Below are 16,554 nucleotides of genomic sequence, written 5' to 3'. Positions count from 1 at the left end.
ACGACAAAAGCACGACAGGATCAGTCCTGCTCGGGTTTCTTCTTCCCGAAGAGGTCGTCGAGGTAGGGAAAGACCTGCCAGAGGAACTGCGGCAGGTTCATCAGCGCCCGGGTGACCCACGCGCGCGTCCGGAGGTCGGACCGCAGGCCGAGCGATTCGCTGATCCGTTGCTCCGCTTCGACGACGAGCGGGACCGCCTCGGCCTTGTGCCCGGTCAGCACGAGCGCGATCCCGAGGTCGAGCTGCGTCATCATGGTGTCGGGGTGGTGCGGCCCGATCGATTTCCGCTGACTTTCCAGCAGCGGTCGCAGGATTCCGATGACCTCGGCGTACTGCTTGAGCTGCGCGTGCGCCTGCCCGGTCGAATAACGCGACCAGTGGTACAGCGGGTGGTGTTCGCCGAACACTTTCCGGACGGCGGGATCGAGGTCCGCGAACTCCCGCAACGCCCGTTTCGGACGGCCGCGGGTAACGGACGTCCGGGCGCACCGGACGCCGGCGGCCAGGGTCAGCGGGCTGTCGGCGCCCAGCAACCCGGCGAGGCTCTCGCGGGCGGCCCGCAGGTGCGCTTCGAGGGCGTCCCAATCTTCGTCGTGCACCTTGAGCTCGGTGAGCTCCAGCGTCATTTCGGCTTCGGCGTGGACGCCGATCGCTTCGAGCCGCAGCGGGTGCCGTTCGTGGTCCGGTGTGTCGTGCTCGCGGATGATCGCCTCGGCGATCACCCGCGCTTCCTTGATGTCGCCGGTGATGATCCGCAGCCTGGCCAGTTCGAGCCGGGCCCGCGCATCGGGATCAGCCGGCTCGAGTAGTTCGAGTGCCTCGCGGAACCGCCCGCGCAGGCGCTCGGCGACGGCGAGGAACACCCGGGCTTCGCTGCTTTCCTTCGCCGGCAGGTCATCCGGAACGCCGTGCGGCCACAGCTCATCCGCGTCCGCGTACTGGCCCAGCTGGTCCAGGGCGCGAGCTGCCGTCAGCCGCGCACGGAAACCGTCGTGGCCTGCGGCGTTGACAAGCGGCTGGCAGACTTCGGCGGCCCTGGCGAAGTCGCCCGCCTCGACGAGTACGGCGGCCGCGGCAATCCGGTCGGCCGCCAACGTCCCCGCCAGAGTCAGGATCCGGTCCGCCGCGGCCCGCGCCGCGACGACGTCACCCTGGTGCCGGAACCAGTCGAGCCCGGCCCGCAGCAGCCGGGACCGGTCGCCGGGCGGCACGCACCCGTGCTCCGCGAGGGCCGCCGCGTGCTGGTGGACGTAACGGGTCTCCGGGGACAGTTCGAGCACGGCGGACGCGGCGCGGCGGGTGAGGTCGTCGTCGAGCCGGACGGTTTCGCGGACCAGCGCGTGCACGTCCCAGTCGGTCCCGAGGTGGGTCAGCAACCCGCGGTCGGTCAGCTGCTCGACCGCGGCGGCGACGTTCTCGCCGTCCAGCACCCGCTGCACCAGTGCGGACGAAACCGGCGCCGCCGACAGGGCCGCCGCGACCCGCAGGACCCGTTGCGCGGTTTCGGTGCACCGGCCGACCTCGTCCCGCAGCACGTCGACGACGTCGCCCTTGGCGCGGGCGAGCAGGTCGATCGCGGGCGCGTCGGCCGCACCCCGGCGGGCGCGCAGGGAGTTGAGGACGCTCACCAGCACCGTCGGATGACCGCCGGACCGCTCGACGAGCCGGCGCACGGCCGCGAGCTCACCGGGGTCCGCCGAGCCGACGATCTCCGTGTACAGCACCGAACCTTCGTCCTCGGACAGGCCACCGAGGTCGACGGTGGGCGCCGGCCACGCGGGATTGCCGGTCCTCGTGGTGACGACGGTCCGGATGAGCGACGTCGGCATGACGAGGTCGTCGAGCTCCTCGCGCGAGAGCCCGGACGGGACGTCGTCGAGGATCCACAGCTGCTCGGCTTCGACGCGCCGGGCGACCAGGGCGCGGACCTGGTCCGGCGGCAGGTCGGTGACGTCGGCGCCCAGTTCGGTGGCGATCCCGCGGACCTGCGCGTCGAACCGCCCGAGCGCGCCGGCCGGGTCGTCGTGGCCGAACAGGCTGAGCCACCGCACGCCACCGGGGAAGGCGTCGCGGAAGAGGAACGCGTACTGCTCGGCCAAGCTGGTCTTCCCGAGCCCGGCGAACCCGCGGACGACGGCGAGCGCCGTCGACGTCCGGGGCATGGCCGGCGGCAGCTCGCGGGTGTACAGGGCGGTGTGGATCGCCCAGAGCTGCCGGTACCGGCCGACGAACCGGCGTGGCCGGAGCAGCCGCGGCAACAGCGGCGCCGTGCTGCGCGCGGCACCCAGCGGGGTGCCGGCCGCGCGGACCACCTCGGCCACCCGCTCGGCGATCCGGGCCCGTCCACGGTCGTCGTGGGGTGCACTGACGTACGCGGCGTCCTGCAGCTCCACCGGGGCGATGTGGTCGCCGTCGTGCTCCGGGTTGACCACGAGCACGCGCTGCCGGGGATCCCCCAGGGCCTGGGCCGCGATGAACGCGGACGTCAGCTCCCACTGGCACGCGTACCTGGTCGGGAACCGGCGTGAGTAGAAGGCGAGCAGCACCTTCGACGTCGCCAAGGCCGCGTCGAGTCCCTCGGTGATGCCGTCGAACGGCCGGATCTCCTCACTGTCCCGGAAGACCCGCAGTCCGGCGGCCTTCAGCGCGCGCTCGAGCCGGAGCACCTCGGTGATGTCCGACCAGGTGAAGCTGAGGAAGACGTCGTAGGGCTGCGTCACGGGCACCCGCCGAGGTCGTCCAGCCTGCTGATCCGCGGGAAGCCGAACGCCTCGCAGGCGGCCCGCGGCAACGAGAACGCCTCGGCGGCCTCCGCGCGCAGGACCAGCTCCCCGCCGACGTTGCAGATCGACAGGGGCACGCTCACGCGTCCCGGTCGTTCGAGCGGCACTTCGAACCGGCAGCCGTCCCAGGTCGTCACCACGAGCGCGCCCGGATCGGCCGGTGTGGCCGCGGGGAAGACCGCGAGCACGACCAGCCGGGTGAGCAGCCGCACCTGTCGCAGGTCCGCGGCCACCGACCGGCGCCGGACCGCGAGGAACGGCGTCCGGGACGCCGGTGGAGCCGCGGTCCCGGGCCCGATGAGCGCGGATCGGCCGTCGGCCAGGTCGTAGGCGCAGACGAGTTCGACACCGCCCGCGGGAATCGCTTCGACGGTCAGCAGGCCGATCCCGCTCTGCAGGCGGTCCAGGGTCACGGCCGGCGTCTTCGGCCCGAGCAGCATCCGGGCGCCGGGGCGGGCCCGGACGACCAGCGGGCCGGTCCGTCGCGAGGGCGCTGGGCGCCGGGCGGACAGGGCCGCAGCGGGCCGGCCGGAAAGCTCCGGCGACGCGCCGGAAGGGGCCGAGGGCTCCGCGGACAGATCCAGCGAGGCGCCGGGAGAAACCGCCGGCCCGGCCGGCAGGTCCAGCGACAGCCCGGACGAAACCGGCGCCGCGACCCGGCGGCGCACCGGCGGCGTCGGAGCGAGCTCGCCGGACAGGTCCAGCAACCCGCCGGAGGGCACCGGAGGCGGCTCGACCGCGGGTGTGGTCCGGCGCCGGCGCCGGAGGAACCCGACGTCGACGCGGGGCACCGAGCGGGCAGGCGCCCCGAAGTCGAGGGTCATCGCGTGACCCCGTAGTCCTGGGCCAAGCCGGCGATGCCGGCCCGGTAGCCCTCGCCCAGCACCTTGAACTTCCAGCCGCCGTTGTGCCGGTAGACCTCGCCGAGGGCCAGCGCCGTCTCGCCGTCGAGTGTGGTCGCGAGGTTCTCCGAGCGGACCAGCTCCCGCTCGCCGCGCGGGTCCAGGGCCCGCACGGTCAGCTCCCGGAGCCGGCCCAGCGCACGGCGCAAGCCGTTGCCCTCGTTGACGTACAGCACGACGACGATCCGCGAGACCTCCTCGGGCACTTCGGCGAACACGACTTCGACCTGCTCGAGGTCGTCCCCGGTGACCTCCGCCGCCATGCCGACCGAGCCGCTGGGCTCGGTGAGCTGGTTGAAGAAGACGAAGTGCTCGCCGGACAGCGCCCGGCTCCCGCGGTCGCACAGGATCGCCGCCAGCACAACACTGTCGGCGAGCGCCCGTTCCGGGCCCGCGTCGCACCGGACGCCGAGGACGACGCCCGGCAGGTCCGGGATTTCCCGGGTGAGCTCGACGTTCGAGCCGCGTCTGAGAGAGGCCATCACAGGTCCAGATCGGAGTTCGAGAACTTGGTGCGGAGGAACTTCTCCTGCGTGCGCACGGCGTCCGCCGCTTTGGCGCGTTCGGCTTCCCGGAGCGAAACCACCTCGTCGAGCAGCGACTCGAGCTGGTCGAGCAGCGACGCGGCGGGGCCGGGCCCGGTGTTCCCCACGGTGAGGAACGTCTTCAGGGTCGTCGGCACGTGGTCGGTCAGCAAGCCGGTGACCGCGACGGAGGTGTAGCTGTCGAGCGGCCCGGCCAGCTCGGCCAGCACGTCGGTGATCTCCCGCGCGGTCACCACGGCCGCCGGCGGCAGCTGCCCCGACCGGGCGTTCACGTACCGGACCAGCGCCGCCAGCTCGGCCCGCAACGCCTCCGGGCCGAGGTCCGGCCGGCCCTCGGTCAAGGGCAGCAGCTCTCTGCGTCGCCAGGCCATCGGCTCAGCCCGCGCCTTCGTGCCGGCGGGTGCGTTCGAGGTAGGGCTTCGCGCGGTCGATCTGCCCCTCGAGCGCCGTGACCGTCTCCAGCATCGAATCCGCGGCCTGGGCCCGGAACGTGTCCAGGGCGTCCATGGTCGCGAAGATGTTGTCGAACGCGGACTGCAGCTTCGAGATGTCGATCGTCGACGAAGCCGCCTGCTGGTTGATCTCCGCGCCCTGCTGCCGGAGCTGCCGCGACGTCGCTTCGATCAGGTCCGACGTCGTCGTGTTGAGCGCCGTGACCTGCTGGAGCACGAGCTTCTGCCGGGCCAGCGCCTGCGAGACGACGACCGCGGTCCGCAACGCGGAGATGGTCGTCGTCTGCGCGCGGTCCACGCCCTTGATCAGTTCGATGTTGTTGCGGCGGACCAGGTCGAGGGCCATGTACCCCTGCACCGAGACCGCCATCTGGGTCAGGATGTCCTGCCGCCGCTGCCGGATCCCGAACAACGCGTCGGTCTTCAGCGTGTCCGCCTCCTGCACCCGCCCGACGGCTTCGAGGTCGCCGATCTTCCGCGCGACCTCGGCGTCGAGCGCGCCGGCGAGCTCGTTGTACTCGGTGAGCTTGCCCATCGTGGCCCAGAGGTTGGCTTTCTCGGTCTCGATGCTCGCGTTGTCCTTGCGCAGCTCGTCCTGCCCGGAGTCCAGCGACCGGATGATGGCGTTCAGGTGTGACTGCGCGGTCTGGTACTTGGCGAAGTAGCGCTCGATCCGGTCACCGCCCGGCAGGAACTTCAGCAGCTTGCGCACACCCTTGAGGTCCGCGCGGTTCGGGTCGAGGTCCGTGATCGTCGCGCGGAGGTCGATGAGCGTCGTGGACACGCGGGTCTGGGCGTCGTCGTGGTGCCGGCCCCGGCCGGGAAGGGCGGCGGCGGGGCGTTCGAGCATCCGGTTGGACATGCCCGCCGCCGCCCGCATGTCCCGGTCGCCCATGCTGGTGATGCCGGTGATCTTCTGGGTGTACGCCGGGGAATGGACGTCCAGTTCCGTCAGCTCCGCGACGAACTGCCGGGCCTTCCGCTGCAGCTCCTCCCGCTTGCCCGGAGCCAGCGGCACCGCACCGGCGGCCTCCTGCTGGGCGACGACCTGGACCGGGGCCGGTGGTACGAGGAAGAGCTCGTTCCCGGACGGCCCGGCCGCGGCCGGGGACGACGACGGCGGGCCGCCGAGTTCGAGATCGGACATCGGAACACCTCCTGGGTCTGGGTCGCCGATCGGGTCAGAGGTACCGGGACACCGCGGGCAGCAGGTCCCGGAACGTCTTGCCCAGGGCCGCCGCGCCGATGGCGGTCATCGACCAGCCGCTGCGGTCGCGCGTGAGCTTCGCCATGATCTGCGCGGTGTGCCGGCCGGACCCGGAAAGGTCGTAACGGGCGATCTCGCCTTCGTCCGACTCGTCCACGAGCCGGCAGTAGGCGTTCTCGATCTGCGAGAAGTCCTGGCCGGTGAAGGAGTTGACGGTGAAGACGATCGCGGTGACCTGGCCGGGGACCTTGGTGAGGTCGACGCGGATCGATTCGTCGTCGCCGTCGCCGTCCCCGGTGACGTTGTCGCCGGTGTGCCGGACCGCACCGTCGGTGCTGGTCAGCTGCTTGAACCAGACCTGATCGACGAGCCGGCCGCCGGCGTCGAAGAGCAGCGCGGAGGCGTCGAGGTCGATCGTCTGCGACCGGCTGCCGAACAGGCCGCGCTTCTTCATCGCGTCCCAGCCGAGGCCCATCCGGACCTGCGTCAGCGTGCCGCCGTCCGCTTTGGTCAACGAGACGCGCTCGCCTTTGCTCAGTGTCACAGTCATCTTCCGGTCCTTTCGTGGGTGGATTGCGTCCGCTCAGTGGGCGGAGGTCAGGCGGGCCGGGCCGGCGCCGACGTCGGTCACCGGCGGCGTGCCGCGGGACAGCCGGCGGTTCCGGACGACCGACGACAACAGCGCCGTGCCGATGAACCCGATGCCGATCAGGCCGGTGACGATCTCGGGCACTTCGTACCGGATGGTGCACAGCAGCAGCACGGCCAGCGCTCCGATCGCCCACTGCGCGCCGTGCTCGAGGTAGGCGTATTCGCTGAGCGTGCCGTTGCGGACGAGGAAGACCGTCAGCGCGCGGATGTAGGCGGCGCCGATACCCAGGCCGATCGCGATGACGACCGGGTCCGACGTGATGGCGAACGCCCCGATTACGCCGTCGAAGCTGAAGCTCGCGTCCATCACCTCGAGGTAGAGGAACAGGGCGAACGCGGCCTTGCCGGCCAGCGCCACCGGGCCACCCCGCGGCCGCGCCTCGGCCTCGGCCGGCTCGAACAGCTCACCCAGCCCGCTCACCAGCAGGTAGGTGATCAGCCCGAGGGCGCCGGAGACGAGCACGCTCACCGGCTTTCCCGACGGCGCCAGGAAGTCCGCGGTCAGCAGGAGCGCGCCGGCCGCGACGACCACCGAGAGCTGCTTCAGCCGGCCGATCCGGGCGAGCGGGCGTTCCAGCCACGACAGCCAGGTGAGCTCCCGCTCCTCGAAGATGTAGTTCAGGAACAGCATCAGGAGGAACACGCCGCCGAACGCGGCGATCGCCGGGTGCGCCTCGTGCAGGACGAAGGCGTAGGTGCCGGGGGTGTGGACGTCGCCGCCGGCCATGGCGAGGTGGTACGCACCGGCCGGCGACAGCTTCGCGGTCAGGCAGACCACGACGACCGGGAACAGCAGCCGCATCCCGACGACGGCCACGAGGATGCCGGCCGTCAGGAACAGCCGCTGCCACTTCTGGTTCATCCGCCCGAGCACGCTCGCGTTCACGACCGCGTTGTCGAACGAAAGCGAGATCTCGAGAACGGCGAGCACAGCGGCGACGGCGAGACCGAGCGTTCCGCCGTAGAGGAACGCCAGCGCCAGGCCGCCCACCGTGATCGCGAACGAGCCGCCGAATGTCTTCAGTACCATTTCACACCCACATCCGTGTGCGTTTCTCCCGGCGGTCCCCGACGCCTCAGACGGCGTTGATCCCGTAGTCCTTGGCGATTCCGGACAGGCCCGAGGTGTAGCCCTGGCCGACGGCGCGGAACTTCCAGTCGCCGCCGTTGCGGTAGAGCTCGCCGAAAACCATCGCGGTCTCGGTGGACGCGTCTTCCGAAAGGTCGTAACGCGCGAGCTCGACGCCGTCCGCCTGGTTCACGACCCGGATGAACGCGTTCCGGACCTGGCCGAAGGCCTGTCCGCGGGCATCGGCCTCGTAGATGGAAACCGGGAACACGATCTTGTCGATCCCGGCCGGCAGGCCCGCGAGGTCGACGGTGATCTGCTCGTCGTCCCCGTCACCACCGCCGGTCAGGTTGTCGCCGGTGTGCCGCACGGCACCGTCCGGTGTGGTCAGGTTGTTGAAGAAGACGAAGTGCTTGTCGGACAACGCGTTGCCGTCCGTCCCGAGCGCGATCGCGCTGGCGTCCAGGTCGAACTCCTGGCCGCTGGTCGTCCGCTCGTCCCAGCCGAGGCCGACCGTGACGGCACTGAGGCCCGGCGCCTCCTTGGTCAGTGAAACATTGCCACCCTTGCTCAGGCTCACGCCCATTTTTCCTCCTCGGAACACGACGAACAATCGACAATGCGTGCGAGCCGCCGGAAATGTCAGCGGCGACAGATACCACCCAGTCGCCGGAAACGGCCGTCGTGTTACCGGCCATCGCATTGTCACAACGCGATATCGGACGCCCTTGGACACGCCATGCGGAACTGTCGTGGTTTTGTCGTGTCTTCGACGGTCCGATCCGGACGCCGATGCGGCATTGTTATGCGGAGGCGTTCAGGGCAAGGAGGAGCATGACGCGTACACCGCGGAACCGGCTCACTTCGGCCTTCCCGGACGCCGGAGCAGCCGGACGCCGGACCACCGGGTCAGGACGCCGGCTGCCAGCCGACGCCGTACGACCTCGCGGGCTCGAGACCGTGGAACCCCGTGCGCACCTCGCCCGAGCTGTCGAGAAAGAGCGGCTTCCGTGCCGGCAGCGGGTCCTCCGCGTCCTTCGAGAAGTCACCGTCGATGCGCCAAAGCCGGGACGGCAAAGCTTCCCGATCGAACCGGACATTGAGGTCGAACCGCTCGCACGGGAATTCCGGGGTGCAGCAGTAGAAGGGCGCCGGCAGTTCCTCCAGCCGGATGCGGAAGAAGAACTCGTGCTGGTCGCCGGCGTCGAGCACCCGCGGGGGCCGCAGCCGGAACGCCACCCGGGTGGCGGAGACCATCCGCACGGAATGCACCTCACCCCCCGCGACGACGTCGATGCCGAGCCTGGAGAGGTCGGGGCGAGCGGTTGTGCTGGTGGGCCGGGCGAGGGAAACACCGTGGTCGATTTCGGCGAGGCCGGCGACGTGACTGATGATCCGGCGGGTTTCGAAGACTTCGGCGCCGGAAGGCGAAAGGGTCAGCTGCACCGCCAGCGTGGAGGTGTGCCACGGCCCCTTCTGGCCGAGGACCGGCGATCGCCCGTAGGCGGGCGGCGACTCGTACGCGGCTTCGGCGATGAGGTAGATGACGTCGTCGGCGCGGCGTTGCATCGTGCGCACGTTGCGGTCGGCCCCGCTGCCCAGCAGTTCGAGCCGCGCGGTGTAGCGCTCGTTCGCGCCGGTGCCGAAGCCCAGCACGATCCGGGCGGTTTCCCGCTGCGACTCCGACAGCTTCTCGATCAGCGTGCGAAGCGTGGTGACGACCTTGCCGCGGATCGTTCCCGGGGTGTCGTCCTCGCGGACGCCGCACACCTCGCGCAGCCGTTCGCCGACTGCGTCGGGCAGGGTCTTCGCCTGGACGCCCAGCCCTTTGCGAAGGGACCGCAGCTCCGCTGAGAGCGCGTTGATCTTCGCGTCGGCCGCCTCCTGAGCCAAGCCGCACCTCCGTCTTGGTCGTTGGCGGGGAGTCTACTCATCTTCCTTGACGACCACGACGTCGTCACCCGTTTCCTCGATGTTTCCCAATCTCGGGAAACGATGCAGGCCGGCCCGGCGCGTGGCGTTTCCCGGCCCGGAGGCAACGCGAAACGCCTGCCGAAAGCGAAATCCGCGAGTGAGGCTTGTGGCGTCGAAATCCTTCGGCGAACAAGGGAACTCGCGGCCCGGCAACGGCGGCGAGCGGACTCCGGAAAGGGTGAATGCGATGCACACGCACCTCATCATCGTGCTCAGCCAGCTCGTTTCACTGCTGGGCTGACCAGGTCGGAAGCCGGCGGGCCCGGGCCGCCGGCCGACCTTCCCAGATACGGCCGAGCACAGGATGATTGCCGAATGAAGGACTTTGGAGAGGAATTGCGACGACGGCGGATATCGGTCGGTATGTCACTGACCGGCCTGGCGGCCGCGGTACATTTCACCAAGGGCTACCTCAGCAAGGTGGAGAACGGCAAGTCCCGGGTGAACCGGGAGCTGGCCAAGGCCTGCGATCGCGCCCTCGGCGCCGACGGGGAACTGCTCGCGCTGGTCACCGAACCGGCGCTGCCCGCCCGCCGGAACGCCGGCGGGATTGTCGGCCTGCCGGACGGCGGCCGTTACTTCGTCGGCCGGGAAAGTGAGCTCGACGCGCTTTCCGCGCTGCTCGGGACCGCGGACGGCGCCCGGGTCGGCGTCGTGCACGGGATGGCCGGGGCCGGGAAGACGGCGCTGGCCGTCACCGCCGCGCGGCGGGCCGCGCCCGCGTTCCCGGACGGCTGCCTCTTCTTCGACCTCCGGGGGTTCACCCCCGGTGCGACCGAGCTTTCCCCCGCCGAGGCCCTGCGCCGGCTGCTGCGACTGCTGGACGTCTCGGCCGAGCAGGCGCCCGCCGACGACGACGGCCTGGCCAATCTGGTCCGCGACCAGCTGCGCGGGCGCCGGATGATCCTCGTGCTCGACAACGTGCGCTCGGCGGAGCAGATCCGGCCGATCGTCTCGGGCGACACGGCGTCCCGCATCCTCGTCACCAGCCGGGGCCGGCTCCCCGCGCTCGACGACGCGTGGCACTTCCCGGTGGACGTCCTGCCGCTCGGCGACGCGGTCCGCCTGTTCCGGTCCATCGCCGGCGGTCGCGCGCCGGCCGGCGAGGACCTGGCCACCGAGATCGTCCGGCACTGCGGGCGGCTCCCGCTGGCGATCCGGATCGCGGCCGCCCGGTTCGTCGCCGGCGGCTGGACGGCGGCGCGGCTGCGGGACCGGCTCGCCGACGAGAACACCCGGCTCGGCGCGCTGGACGACGGCGAGCGGAGCGTCGCCACGGTCTTCGCCGTGTCCTACGCGTCCTTGCCGCCCGACCAGCGGCGGCTGCTCGGCCTGCTCACCCTTCACCCGCCGACCGCGGCGGAAGCGGCGTCGGTGGAAGCGCTGGCCGGCCGCGGCCCCGCCGAAACGGACCGGCTGGTCGACCGGCTGCACGACGCCCACCTGGTCGTCCGCGACGAGCGGGGGTGCGTCGAAGTCCACGACCTGATGCGGATGTTCGCTTCGGAGCACGCGCTCCCCGAGATCGGTGCAGCGGACCAAGCGGTCGCGGCCGCCCGGTTGACCGAACACGCCGTGGCGACCACGCTCGCCGCCGACGAACTGGTGGAGCCCCATCGGTTCCGGCCGCCCACCGGGTTGGCGCCGCCGTCCTCGGTGCCGTTCACCGACGCGGACTCGGCGTTCGCGTGGCTGGGCGCGCAGTGGCCGACGCTGGTCGAGATCGTCGATTCCGCCGCTCGGCACCGGTTGTACGACCGCTGCTGGCAGCTGGCGTTCGTGCTCCGCGCGTACTTCTTCCGCGAGAAGCTGTTCGAGCCGTGGATCCGGACCCACCGCCGCGCGCTCGAAGCCGCGCGGACAGCCGGTGACCCGAGCGCGACCGGGATGATCCTCAACAACCTGGGCATGGCCCACGTCGAATCGGGCCGCGTCGACGAAGCCATCCGATGCCACCGGCAGGCGCAGGAGCAGTTCGCGCTGGCCGGCGACGACCGGGGAGCGATCGACGCGCTCTCCAGCCTGGCGTGGGCCCGGCTCTACCACGGTGAAGCCGAGACGACGCTGACCGACCTGACGACGGTGCTGGCCGTCTACCGCCGCACCGGGCGCACCCGCAACGTCGTCATCGCGCTTCGCGGGATCGCCTTGGCGGCGGCCGCGTTGGACCGGATCCCGGAGGCGCTCACCGCGGCGCGGGAAGCGCGTGAGCTCGCCCAGCTGCCGATCGACCGCGCGATGTCGGCCAACTGCGAGGCGTGGGTCCGGTTCCGCGACAGCCGCTGGGAGGACGCCGAGCGTTGCTACACCGACGCGGCCGAGCTGGCCGACGACGCGGGCAGCGAATACGAGCGGGCGCGGGCACTCACCGGACTGGGCAACGCGGCGGCCGCCCGCGGCAACCGGCGAGCGGCGGCTCGCTGGTGGGCGGAGGCCGCCGCGTACCGGGTGACCCTCGATCCCTCGGTGCTCGGTGAGGCCGAGAGCCGCCGGCGGCTGGCCGCCGTCGACACCCGCTGATCAGAAGACGATGAAGAAGATGAGCCGTTTCGCCTGCCAGGTCCAGATCCGCCACGCGTAGGAGGCGCTCAGCGCGCCCAGGGCGAGCCCGACGAGGCCGGGGAAGACCGACGCGTTCGACAGCAGGACGAAGCCACCGATCGTCAGCACGAGGGTCCAGGCCGTCCACAGCAGGCCGTAGCCCACCCGCTTCGCCTCGCTGTAGGGACGGACTGCGGTGGTCGGGCCCGGCACCGGGCCGGCGGGTGTCTGCGGTTCCGTACTCATGTTTTCTCCTTTCCGGGGATCGCCCTCTCACGCCGAGGCGAGGTGGGGATCCGGCACTTTGTCCTCCGAATGCGTCCGGTGCTGACCGGGAAACGAATGCCGCATTCCTGGTGCCCTGTCGCCTGCTCGGCCGAATGCGTTGCCACATCGCGGACATTGTCCCGATTATGTCGCGTTCAGTAACCACTCCAGCACTCGACAGTGGGGTTCTCACCGCCAAAAGGGGTCAAAAACACGACACTTCCCGCCCCGTCGCGCCACGAGGTAGCGAAGCCGGGGTGACCGCCGATCAACAGGTGCAGGTAGCCGCAATCCGTAGCGAGGAAGCCGTCATGACCACGCACTGAGTACCGCGCACCGAGGCGGCCGCCGACGTCGGTCCGGCGGCCGGCCCGCCGCACACCTCTCGACCGACCACCAGAAAACCCTTTACCGGCAACAGGAAACGCCTTGTCGGCACCGGATCAGAGCGCGCACCATCAAGGCAGTCCCGATTTCGCATCCACGTCGAAATCATCGAAATCCGGCTGGTCCGGGCAATTCGAGGAGTCCGCCATGATGGTTTTCTGTTCGTTTTCGTCGCTGGTGCGGGTCGCCCTGTGGCTCGTCGCCCTCGCCATGGTCGCCGGGCTGGCGCTCGCGGGGACCGCGTCGCCGGCCACCGCGCCGCACCCCGGTCCGGCGTCCACTTCGACGAGAACCGTGGCCACGCCCGAACCGGTCGAGCACTGACCGCCGGCGGTCATTCGTAAAGTGTCGGGCTGCCCCAGGCCAGGGCCGGAAGCTTGGGCGGCTGGGCCGTGACCACCAAGGCCGCCCTGGCCAACGGGCCGACGGTGGTCCCCGGCCGGTACGCCACGAGTTTCAGCCTGAGCACCCCGGTGAGATCGTGCCGAACCAACACCGGGTGCCCCATCCTGACCTCGACCTGTTCGCACGGCTCTCCGTCGAGGAACACTTGGAAACACCCGACCTGATCGGCGTCCAAGGCGTCGTCGAGCACCCCGGCGATCGCCTCGAACTTGGTGAACCGCCGACCCAGGTTGTACTCGACAGTGCCCTTGAGCTGGAGTGCGAACACCGATGACCGGTAGACGAGACTGTCCGCGTGGTGCATGCCGTCGATTTCCGCAACGGCCGCAACGATGTCGCGGCCGCGGCGGACTGGGGGCAGCGAGGTCAGCGGAGTCCGCGCAGGCCGGTTTCCTTCCCGGCGCTCGGCGGGGAGGCGGGCCAAGGCGGGCAGCTCGAAGCGGGGCACGCCGGTGAACGCGACCAGCAGGTCCGCGACACCCTCCAAGGTGAACGCGGAGATTTCGTAGCGGGTGGTGGAATGCGCGTTGAGGAACACCGGGATCTCGTCGACGGACCGGCCGGGCAGCACGACGGGCAGGAAGCGCCGGGTGGCGCTCGGCAGGTCCTTGGTGATGTTGTCCCGGATCATCGCGGCTTCGAACTGCGCGCCGCGCCCTTGGCCCGGCACCTCGGCGCCTTCCGCGCGCCGTTTGTAGTCCGGTGACGCGATCACAAGCACGAAGTCGGCCTTGTCGAGCTGCTCGATCGCCCAGAGCGACCAGTCGCGGCGGCCGTCGTCGGCCCACTGGTCGAGCCGGACGTCGATGCCCGACTCGTCGCGGAGGAAAGTGGCGAACTCCCGGACCTGTGCCTTGTGGCGTTCGCTGTCATGAGAGTACGTGATGAACACCCTGGGGGTCTTCCTCGCGCCCGGCTCCACTTCCTCGTGCTGTTCCAGCGTCATGACGTGTCCCTCGGCCGCCGCGGGTGGTTCACGTCGATTGAACCTCGTTGCGCCCGTAGGAAAAGCCGACCGGCCGCGATGTCCGGATATTGTCGCGTTTCACGCCGGCTCGTCCGGCAGGGCCGCCAGCCAGAGGGTCAGGCAGCGCTCCACCGCCAGCAGTTCCGTCACCGTGCAGTTCGACACCACCGCCTCCGGCAGGCGGGACAACGCCGCCCTCGCCGTCGCCACCCTGGCCGCGCCCGCTGGGGTGCACTCCACCAGGATGCGGCGGCGGTCCAGGCGATCTTTTCGGCGGTGGAGGTGGCCCGCTCGCTCCAGGCGGTCCAGCATTCCCGTCACCGCGCCCGTCGAGAGGTGCGTCTCCAGGGCGATGCGCCCCGCGGTCACCGGGCCGTCGGCGCCGCGGAGCGTCTCCAGGCACTGGTACTCGCGGAACGTCAGGCCCAGGCTGCGGGTCACCGCGTCGAGGCGCTCGCGCAACGCTGTTCCGAGGCGGCCGCCCAGGTCGGCGATGCGGCCCGGGTCCGGGGCCGTGCGCATCGCCGCCTCACTTCCGCAGCAACGAGGTGCTGTGCTGGCCCGCCCGGAACACCGGGTCGGCCAGGACTTCCTGCAGCAGCTCGCTCGTCGTGCTGATGCCGGGCCCCGCGATCCGGAACTCGGCGAGCGCGCGCCGCATGCGGGCGATCGCCTGGTCGCGGTCCGGGGCCCAGACGATCACCTTGGCCAGCAACGAGTCGTAGTACGGCGGGACGTGCCAGCCCGCGTACGCGTGCGTGTCCACCCGGACGAACTGGCCGCCCGGCGGGACGAACTCGCTCAGCAGGCCCGGGCACGGCGCGAAGTCGCGCCGCGGGTCCTCGGCGTTCACCCGGCACTCGATCGCGACGCCGTTGGGCCGCACCTCGTCCTGCGTCACCGACAGCGGCAGGCCCGCCGCGACGCGGATCTGCTCGCGGACCAGGTCGATCCCGGTGACCGCCTCCGTCACCGGGTGCTCCACCTGGATCCGGCAGTTCACCTCGATGAACGCCGCTTCGTCGCCGTCCACCAGGAACTCGAACGTCCCCGCGCCGGTGTAACCGACCGCCGCCGCGCCGCGGACGGCCGCTTCCGTCAGCCGCTCGCGCAAGGCCGGCGGGAGCAGCGGCGCCGGGCTCTCCTCGATCAGCTTCTGGTGCCGCCGCTGCACCGAGCAGTCGCGTTCGCCCAGGTGCAGCACCGTGCCGTGGTTGTCGGCCAGCACCTGGACCTCGATGTGCCGCGCGTTCTCCCAGTACCGCTCGAGGTAGACGCGGTCGTCGCCGAACACGCCGCGCGCGGTCGCCCGCGTCGTGCGGAACGTCGGGAGCAGCTCGTCCCACTCGCGGACCACCGCCATGCCGCGGCCACCGCCGCCCGCGGACGCCTTGATGATCACCGGCAGGCCGACGCGCTTGGTGGTCTCGACCAGCTCGGCCGGTGAGCCGATGGCCTCGGCCGACCCGGGCACCACCGGCAGGCCGGCCGCGGCCATCAGCTCACGCGCGGTCGCCTTGTCGCCGAGGCGCGCCATGACGTCCGGGTGCGGGCCGATGAACACGATGCCGTTCTTGTCGCAGATCTCGGCGAAGTCCGGGTCCTCCGACAGGAACCCGTACCCGGGATGGATCGCCTCCGCGCCGGTGCGCAGCGCGGCCTCGATGATCATCGCCGGGTACAGGTAACTCTTGCGCGGCGCCCCGGGCCCGATCTGCACCGCCTCGTCGGCCAGCCGGACGGCGGCCGAGTCGCGGTCGGCCGTCGAGTGCACGACGACCGTGCGGATCCCCATCTCGCGGCAGGTCCGCACGACGCGCAGCGCGATCTCGCCGCGGTTGGCGACGAGGATCTTGCGGAACGGCGGGTCAGACTGGGAAGTCACGCGCGTCACCCTTCGGTTCGCGGCCGGAGCAGCAGCAGCGGCTGGCCGTACTCGACGGACTCGGCGTCACCCGCGACGATCTCGGCGACGACGCCGGCCTCCTCGGCGAGGATCGGGTTCATCAGCTTCATCGCCTCGACGATGCCCACCTGCGTGCCGACCTCGATCTCATCGCCGACCTCGACGAACGGCCGCGCCCCCGGCTCGGGGCACCGGTAGAAGGTGCCGACCACCGGCGCCGCCACCGCCACCAGGTCCTCGGCCGGATCGGTCACCTCGGGCCGGGCCACGACGGCGACGCCCTCGGTGACCCGCACCCCCACCGGCCATTCGACCTCGATGCTGGCGCAGCCGAACCGCACCACGGCCCGGCTCGGCGGCTCCGGCGCCGCGCGGACGGCGTCGGCGAGGCTGCGGCCGAGGATCGCCATGGCGTCCTCCGCGTCGAGCCCGCCGAACGTCGAGGCCGGCAGCACCGAGTCCTCGTCGGTCGTCATCTCGGGATAAGTCCTGGTCATG

The 16,554-nt window shown here is 71.1% G+C and carries 17 protein-coding genes; 2 read left to right on the top strand and 15 right to left on the bottom strand.

Features of this window, described 5'->3' with window-relative positions:
• Nucleotides 1-20: 20 nt before the first annotated feature.
• The 10 genes from ACLJQZ_RS01835 to ACLJQZ_RS01790 form a co-directional block, all read right to left on the bottom strand.
• Nucleotides 21-2,720 carry a TIR domain-containing protein gene (locus ACLJQZ_RS01835; protein WP_410618217.1) on the bottom strand — a complete coding sequence of 900 codons (2,700 nt, stop codon included), beginning with the start codon at nt 2,718-2,720 and terminating at the stop codon, nt 21-23.
• Nucleotides 2,717-3,607: a hypothetical protein gene (locus ACLJQZ_RS01830; protein ID WP_410618216.1), complete on the bottom strand. Its 891-nt coding sequence runs from the start codon at nt 3,605-3,607 to the stop codon at nt 2,717-2,719. The genes ACLJQZ_RS01835 and ACLJQZ_RS01830 overlap by 4 nt, the downstream gene beginning before the upstream one ends.
• Nucleotides 3,604-4,167 carry a TerD family protein gene (locus ACLJQZ_RS01825; RefSeq protein WP_410618215.1) on the bottom strand — a complete coding sequence of 188 codons (564 nt, stop codon included), beginning with the start codon at nt 4,165-4,167 and terminating at the stop codon, nt 3,604-3,606. Before ACLJQZ_RS01825 ends, ACLJQZ_RS01830 begins: the two co-directional genes overlap by 4 nt.
• Nucleotides 4,167-4,601 (bottom strand): hypothetical protein, encoded by a 435-nt coding sequence (locus ACLJQZ_RS01820; RefSeq protein WP_410618214.1) that lies wholly within the window; start codon nt 4,599-4,601, stop codon nt 4,167-4,169. Before ACLJQZ_RS01820 ends, ACLJQZ_RS01825 begins: the two co-directional genes overlap by 1 nt.
• A 4-nt stretch (nt 4,602-4,605) precedes the next feature.
• Nucleotides 4,606-5,829 carry a toxic anion resistance protein gene (locus ACLJQZ_RS01815; protein ID WP_410618213.1) on the bottom strand — a complete coding sequence of 408 codons (1,224 nt, stop codon included), beginning with the start codon at nt 5,827-5,829 and terminating at the stop codon, nt 4,606-4,608.
• Between the two features lie 34 nt (nt 5,830-5,863).
• Nucleotides 5,864-6,439 carry a TerD family protein gene (locus tag ACLJQZ_RS01810; protein ID WP_410618212.1) on the bottom strand — a complete coding sequence of 192 codons (576 nt, stop codon included), beginning with the start codon at nt 6,437-6,439 and terminating at the stop codon, nt 5,864-5,866.
• A gap of 33 nt (nt 6,440-6,472) precedes the next feature.
• Nucleotides 6,473-7,570, bottom strand: a complete 1,098-nt coding sequence (locus ACLJQZ_RS01805; RefSeq protein WP_410618211.1) for a DUF475 domain-containing protein — start codon at nt 7,568-7,570, stop codon at nt 6,473-6,475.
• A 46-nt stretch (nt 7,571-7,616) separates the two neighbouring features.
• Nucleotides 7,617-8,195 carry a TerD family protein gene (locus ACLJQZ_RS01800; protein WP_410618210.1) on the bottom strand — a complete coding sequence of 193 codons (579 nt, stop codon included), beginning with the start codon at nt 8,193-8,195 and terminating at the stop codon, nt 7,617-7,619.
• Between the two features lie 323 nt (nt 8,196-8,518).
• Nucleotides 8,519-9,502 (bottom strand): hypothetical protein, encoded by a 984-nt coding sequence (locus ACLJQZ_RS01795; protein ID WP_410618209.1) that lies wholly within the window; start codon nt 9,500-9,502, stop codon nt 8,519-8,521.
• 33 nt (nt 9,503-9,535) lie between these two features.
• Nucleotides 9,536-9,778: a hypothetical protein gene (locus ACLJQZ_RS01790; protein ID WP_410618207.1), complete on the bottom strand. Its 243-nt coding sequence runs from the start codon at nt 9,776-9,778 to the stop codon at nt 9,536-9,538.
• A 120-nt stretch (nt 9,779-9,898) separates the two neighbouring features.
• Between ACLJQZ_RS01790 and ACLJQZ_RS01785 the strand changes: the two genes are divergently transcribed.
• Nucleotides 9,899-12,103: a helix-turn-helix domain-containing protein gene (locus ACLJQZ_RS01785; RefSeq protein WP_410618206.1), complete on the top strand. Its 2,205-nt coding sequence runs from the start codon at nt 9,899-9,901 to the stop codon at nt 12,101-12,103.
• Here the strand turns inward: ACLJQZ_RS01785 and ACLJQZ_RS01780 are convergent, their stop codons facing one another.
• Entirely contained in the window at nt 12,104-12,370 is a 267-nt protein-coding gene (locus tag ACLJQZ_RS01780; protein ID WP_410618205.1) for a hypothetical protein, read from the bottom strand.
• 555 nt (nt 12,371-12,925) lie between these two features.
• Between ACLJQZ_RS01780 and ACLJQZ_RS01775 the strand changes: the two genes are divergently transcribed.
• Nucleotides 12,926-13,102, top strand: a complete 177-nt coding sequence (locus ACLJQZ_RS01775; protein ID WP_410618204.1) for a hypothetical protein — start codon at nt 12,926-12,928, stop codon at nt 13,100-13,102.
• A 10-nt stretch (nt 13,103-13,112) separates the two neighbouring features.
• Here the strand turns inward: ACLJQZ_RS01775 and ACLJQZ_RS01770 are convergent, their stop codons facing one another.
• The 4 genes from ACLJQZ_RS01770 to ACLJQZ_RS01755 all read right to left on the bottom strand — a co-directional run bounded on the left by ACLJQZ_RS01770 (nt 13,113) and on the right by ACLJQZ_RS01755 (nt 16,553).
• Nucleotides 13,113-14,129 (bottom strand): SEFIR domain-containing protein, encoded by a 1,017-nt coding sequence (locus tag ACLJQZ_RS01770; RefSeq protein ID WP_410618202.1) that lies wholly within the window; start codon nt 14,127-14,129, stop codon nt 13,113-13,115.
• Nucleotides 14,130-14,228: 99 nt separating this feature from the next.
• Nucleotides 14,229-14,672 carry a MarR family winged helix-turn-helix transcriptional regulator gene (locus tag ACLJQZ_RS01765; protein ID WP_410618201.1) on the bottom strand — a complete coding sequence of 148 codons (444 nt, stop codon included), beginning with the start codon at nt 14,670-14,672 and terminating at the stop codon, nt 14,229-14,231.
• 7 nt (nt 14,673-14,679) lie between these two features.
• The gene (locus tag ACLJQZ_RS01760; RefSeq protein WP_410618200.1) at nt 14,680-16,035 is read right to left on the bottom strand and encodes an acetyl/propionyl/methylcrotonyl-CoA carboxylase subunit alpha; all 1,356 of its coding nucleotides are present in this window, start codon (nt 16,033-16,035) and stop codon (nt 14,680-14,682) included.
• A gap of 5 nt (nt 16,036-16,040) precedes the next feature.
• Complete coding sequence (locus ACLJQZ_RS01755) at nt 16,041-16,553, bottom strand: acetyl-CoA carboxylase biotin carboxyl carrier protein (protein ID WP_410618199.1); 513 nt, start codon at nt 16,551-16,553, stop codon at nt 16,041-16,043.
• Between the last annotated feature and the right edge of the window lies 1 nt (nt 16,554).

This window comes from Amycolatopsis sp. cmx-8-4 (genome assembly GCF_046548675.1).
Lineage (GTDB): Bacteria > Actinomycetota > Actinomycetes > Mycobacteriales > Pseudonocardiaceae > Amycolatopsis.
The sequence above is the reverse complement of the archived record's forward strand: the minus strand, read 5'-3'. Positions and strand labels throughout refer to the sequence as shown.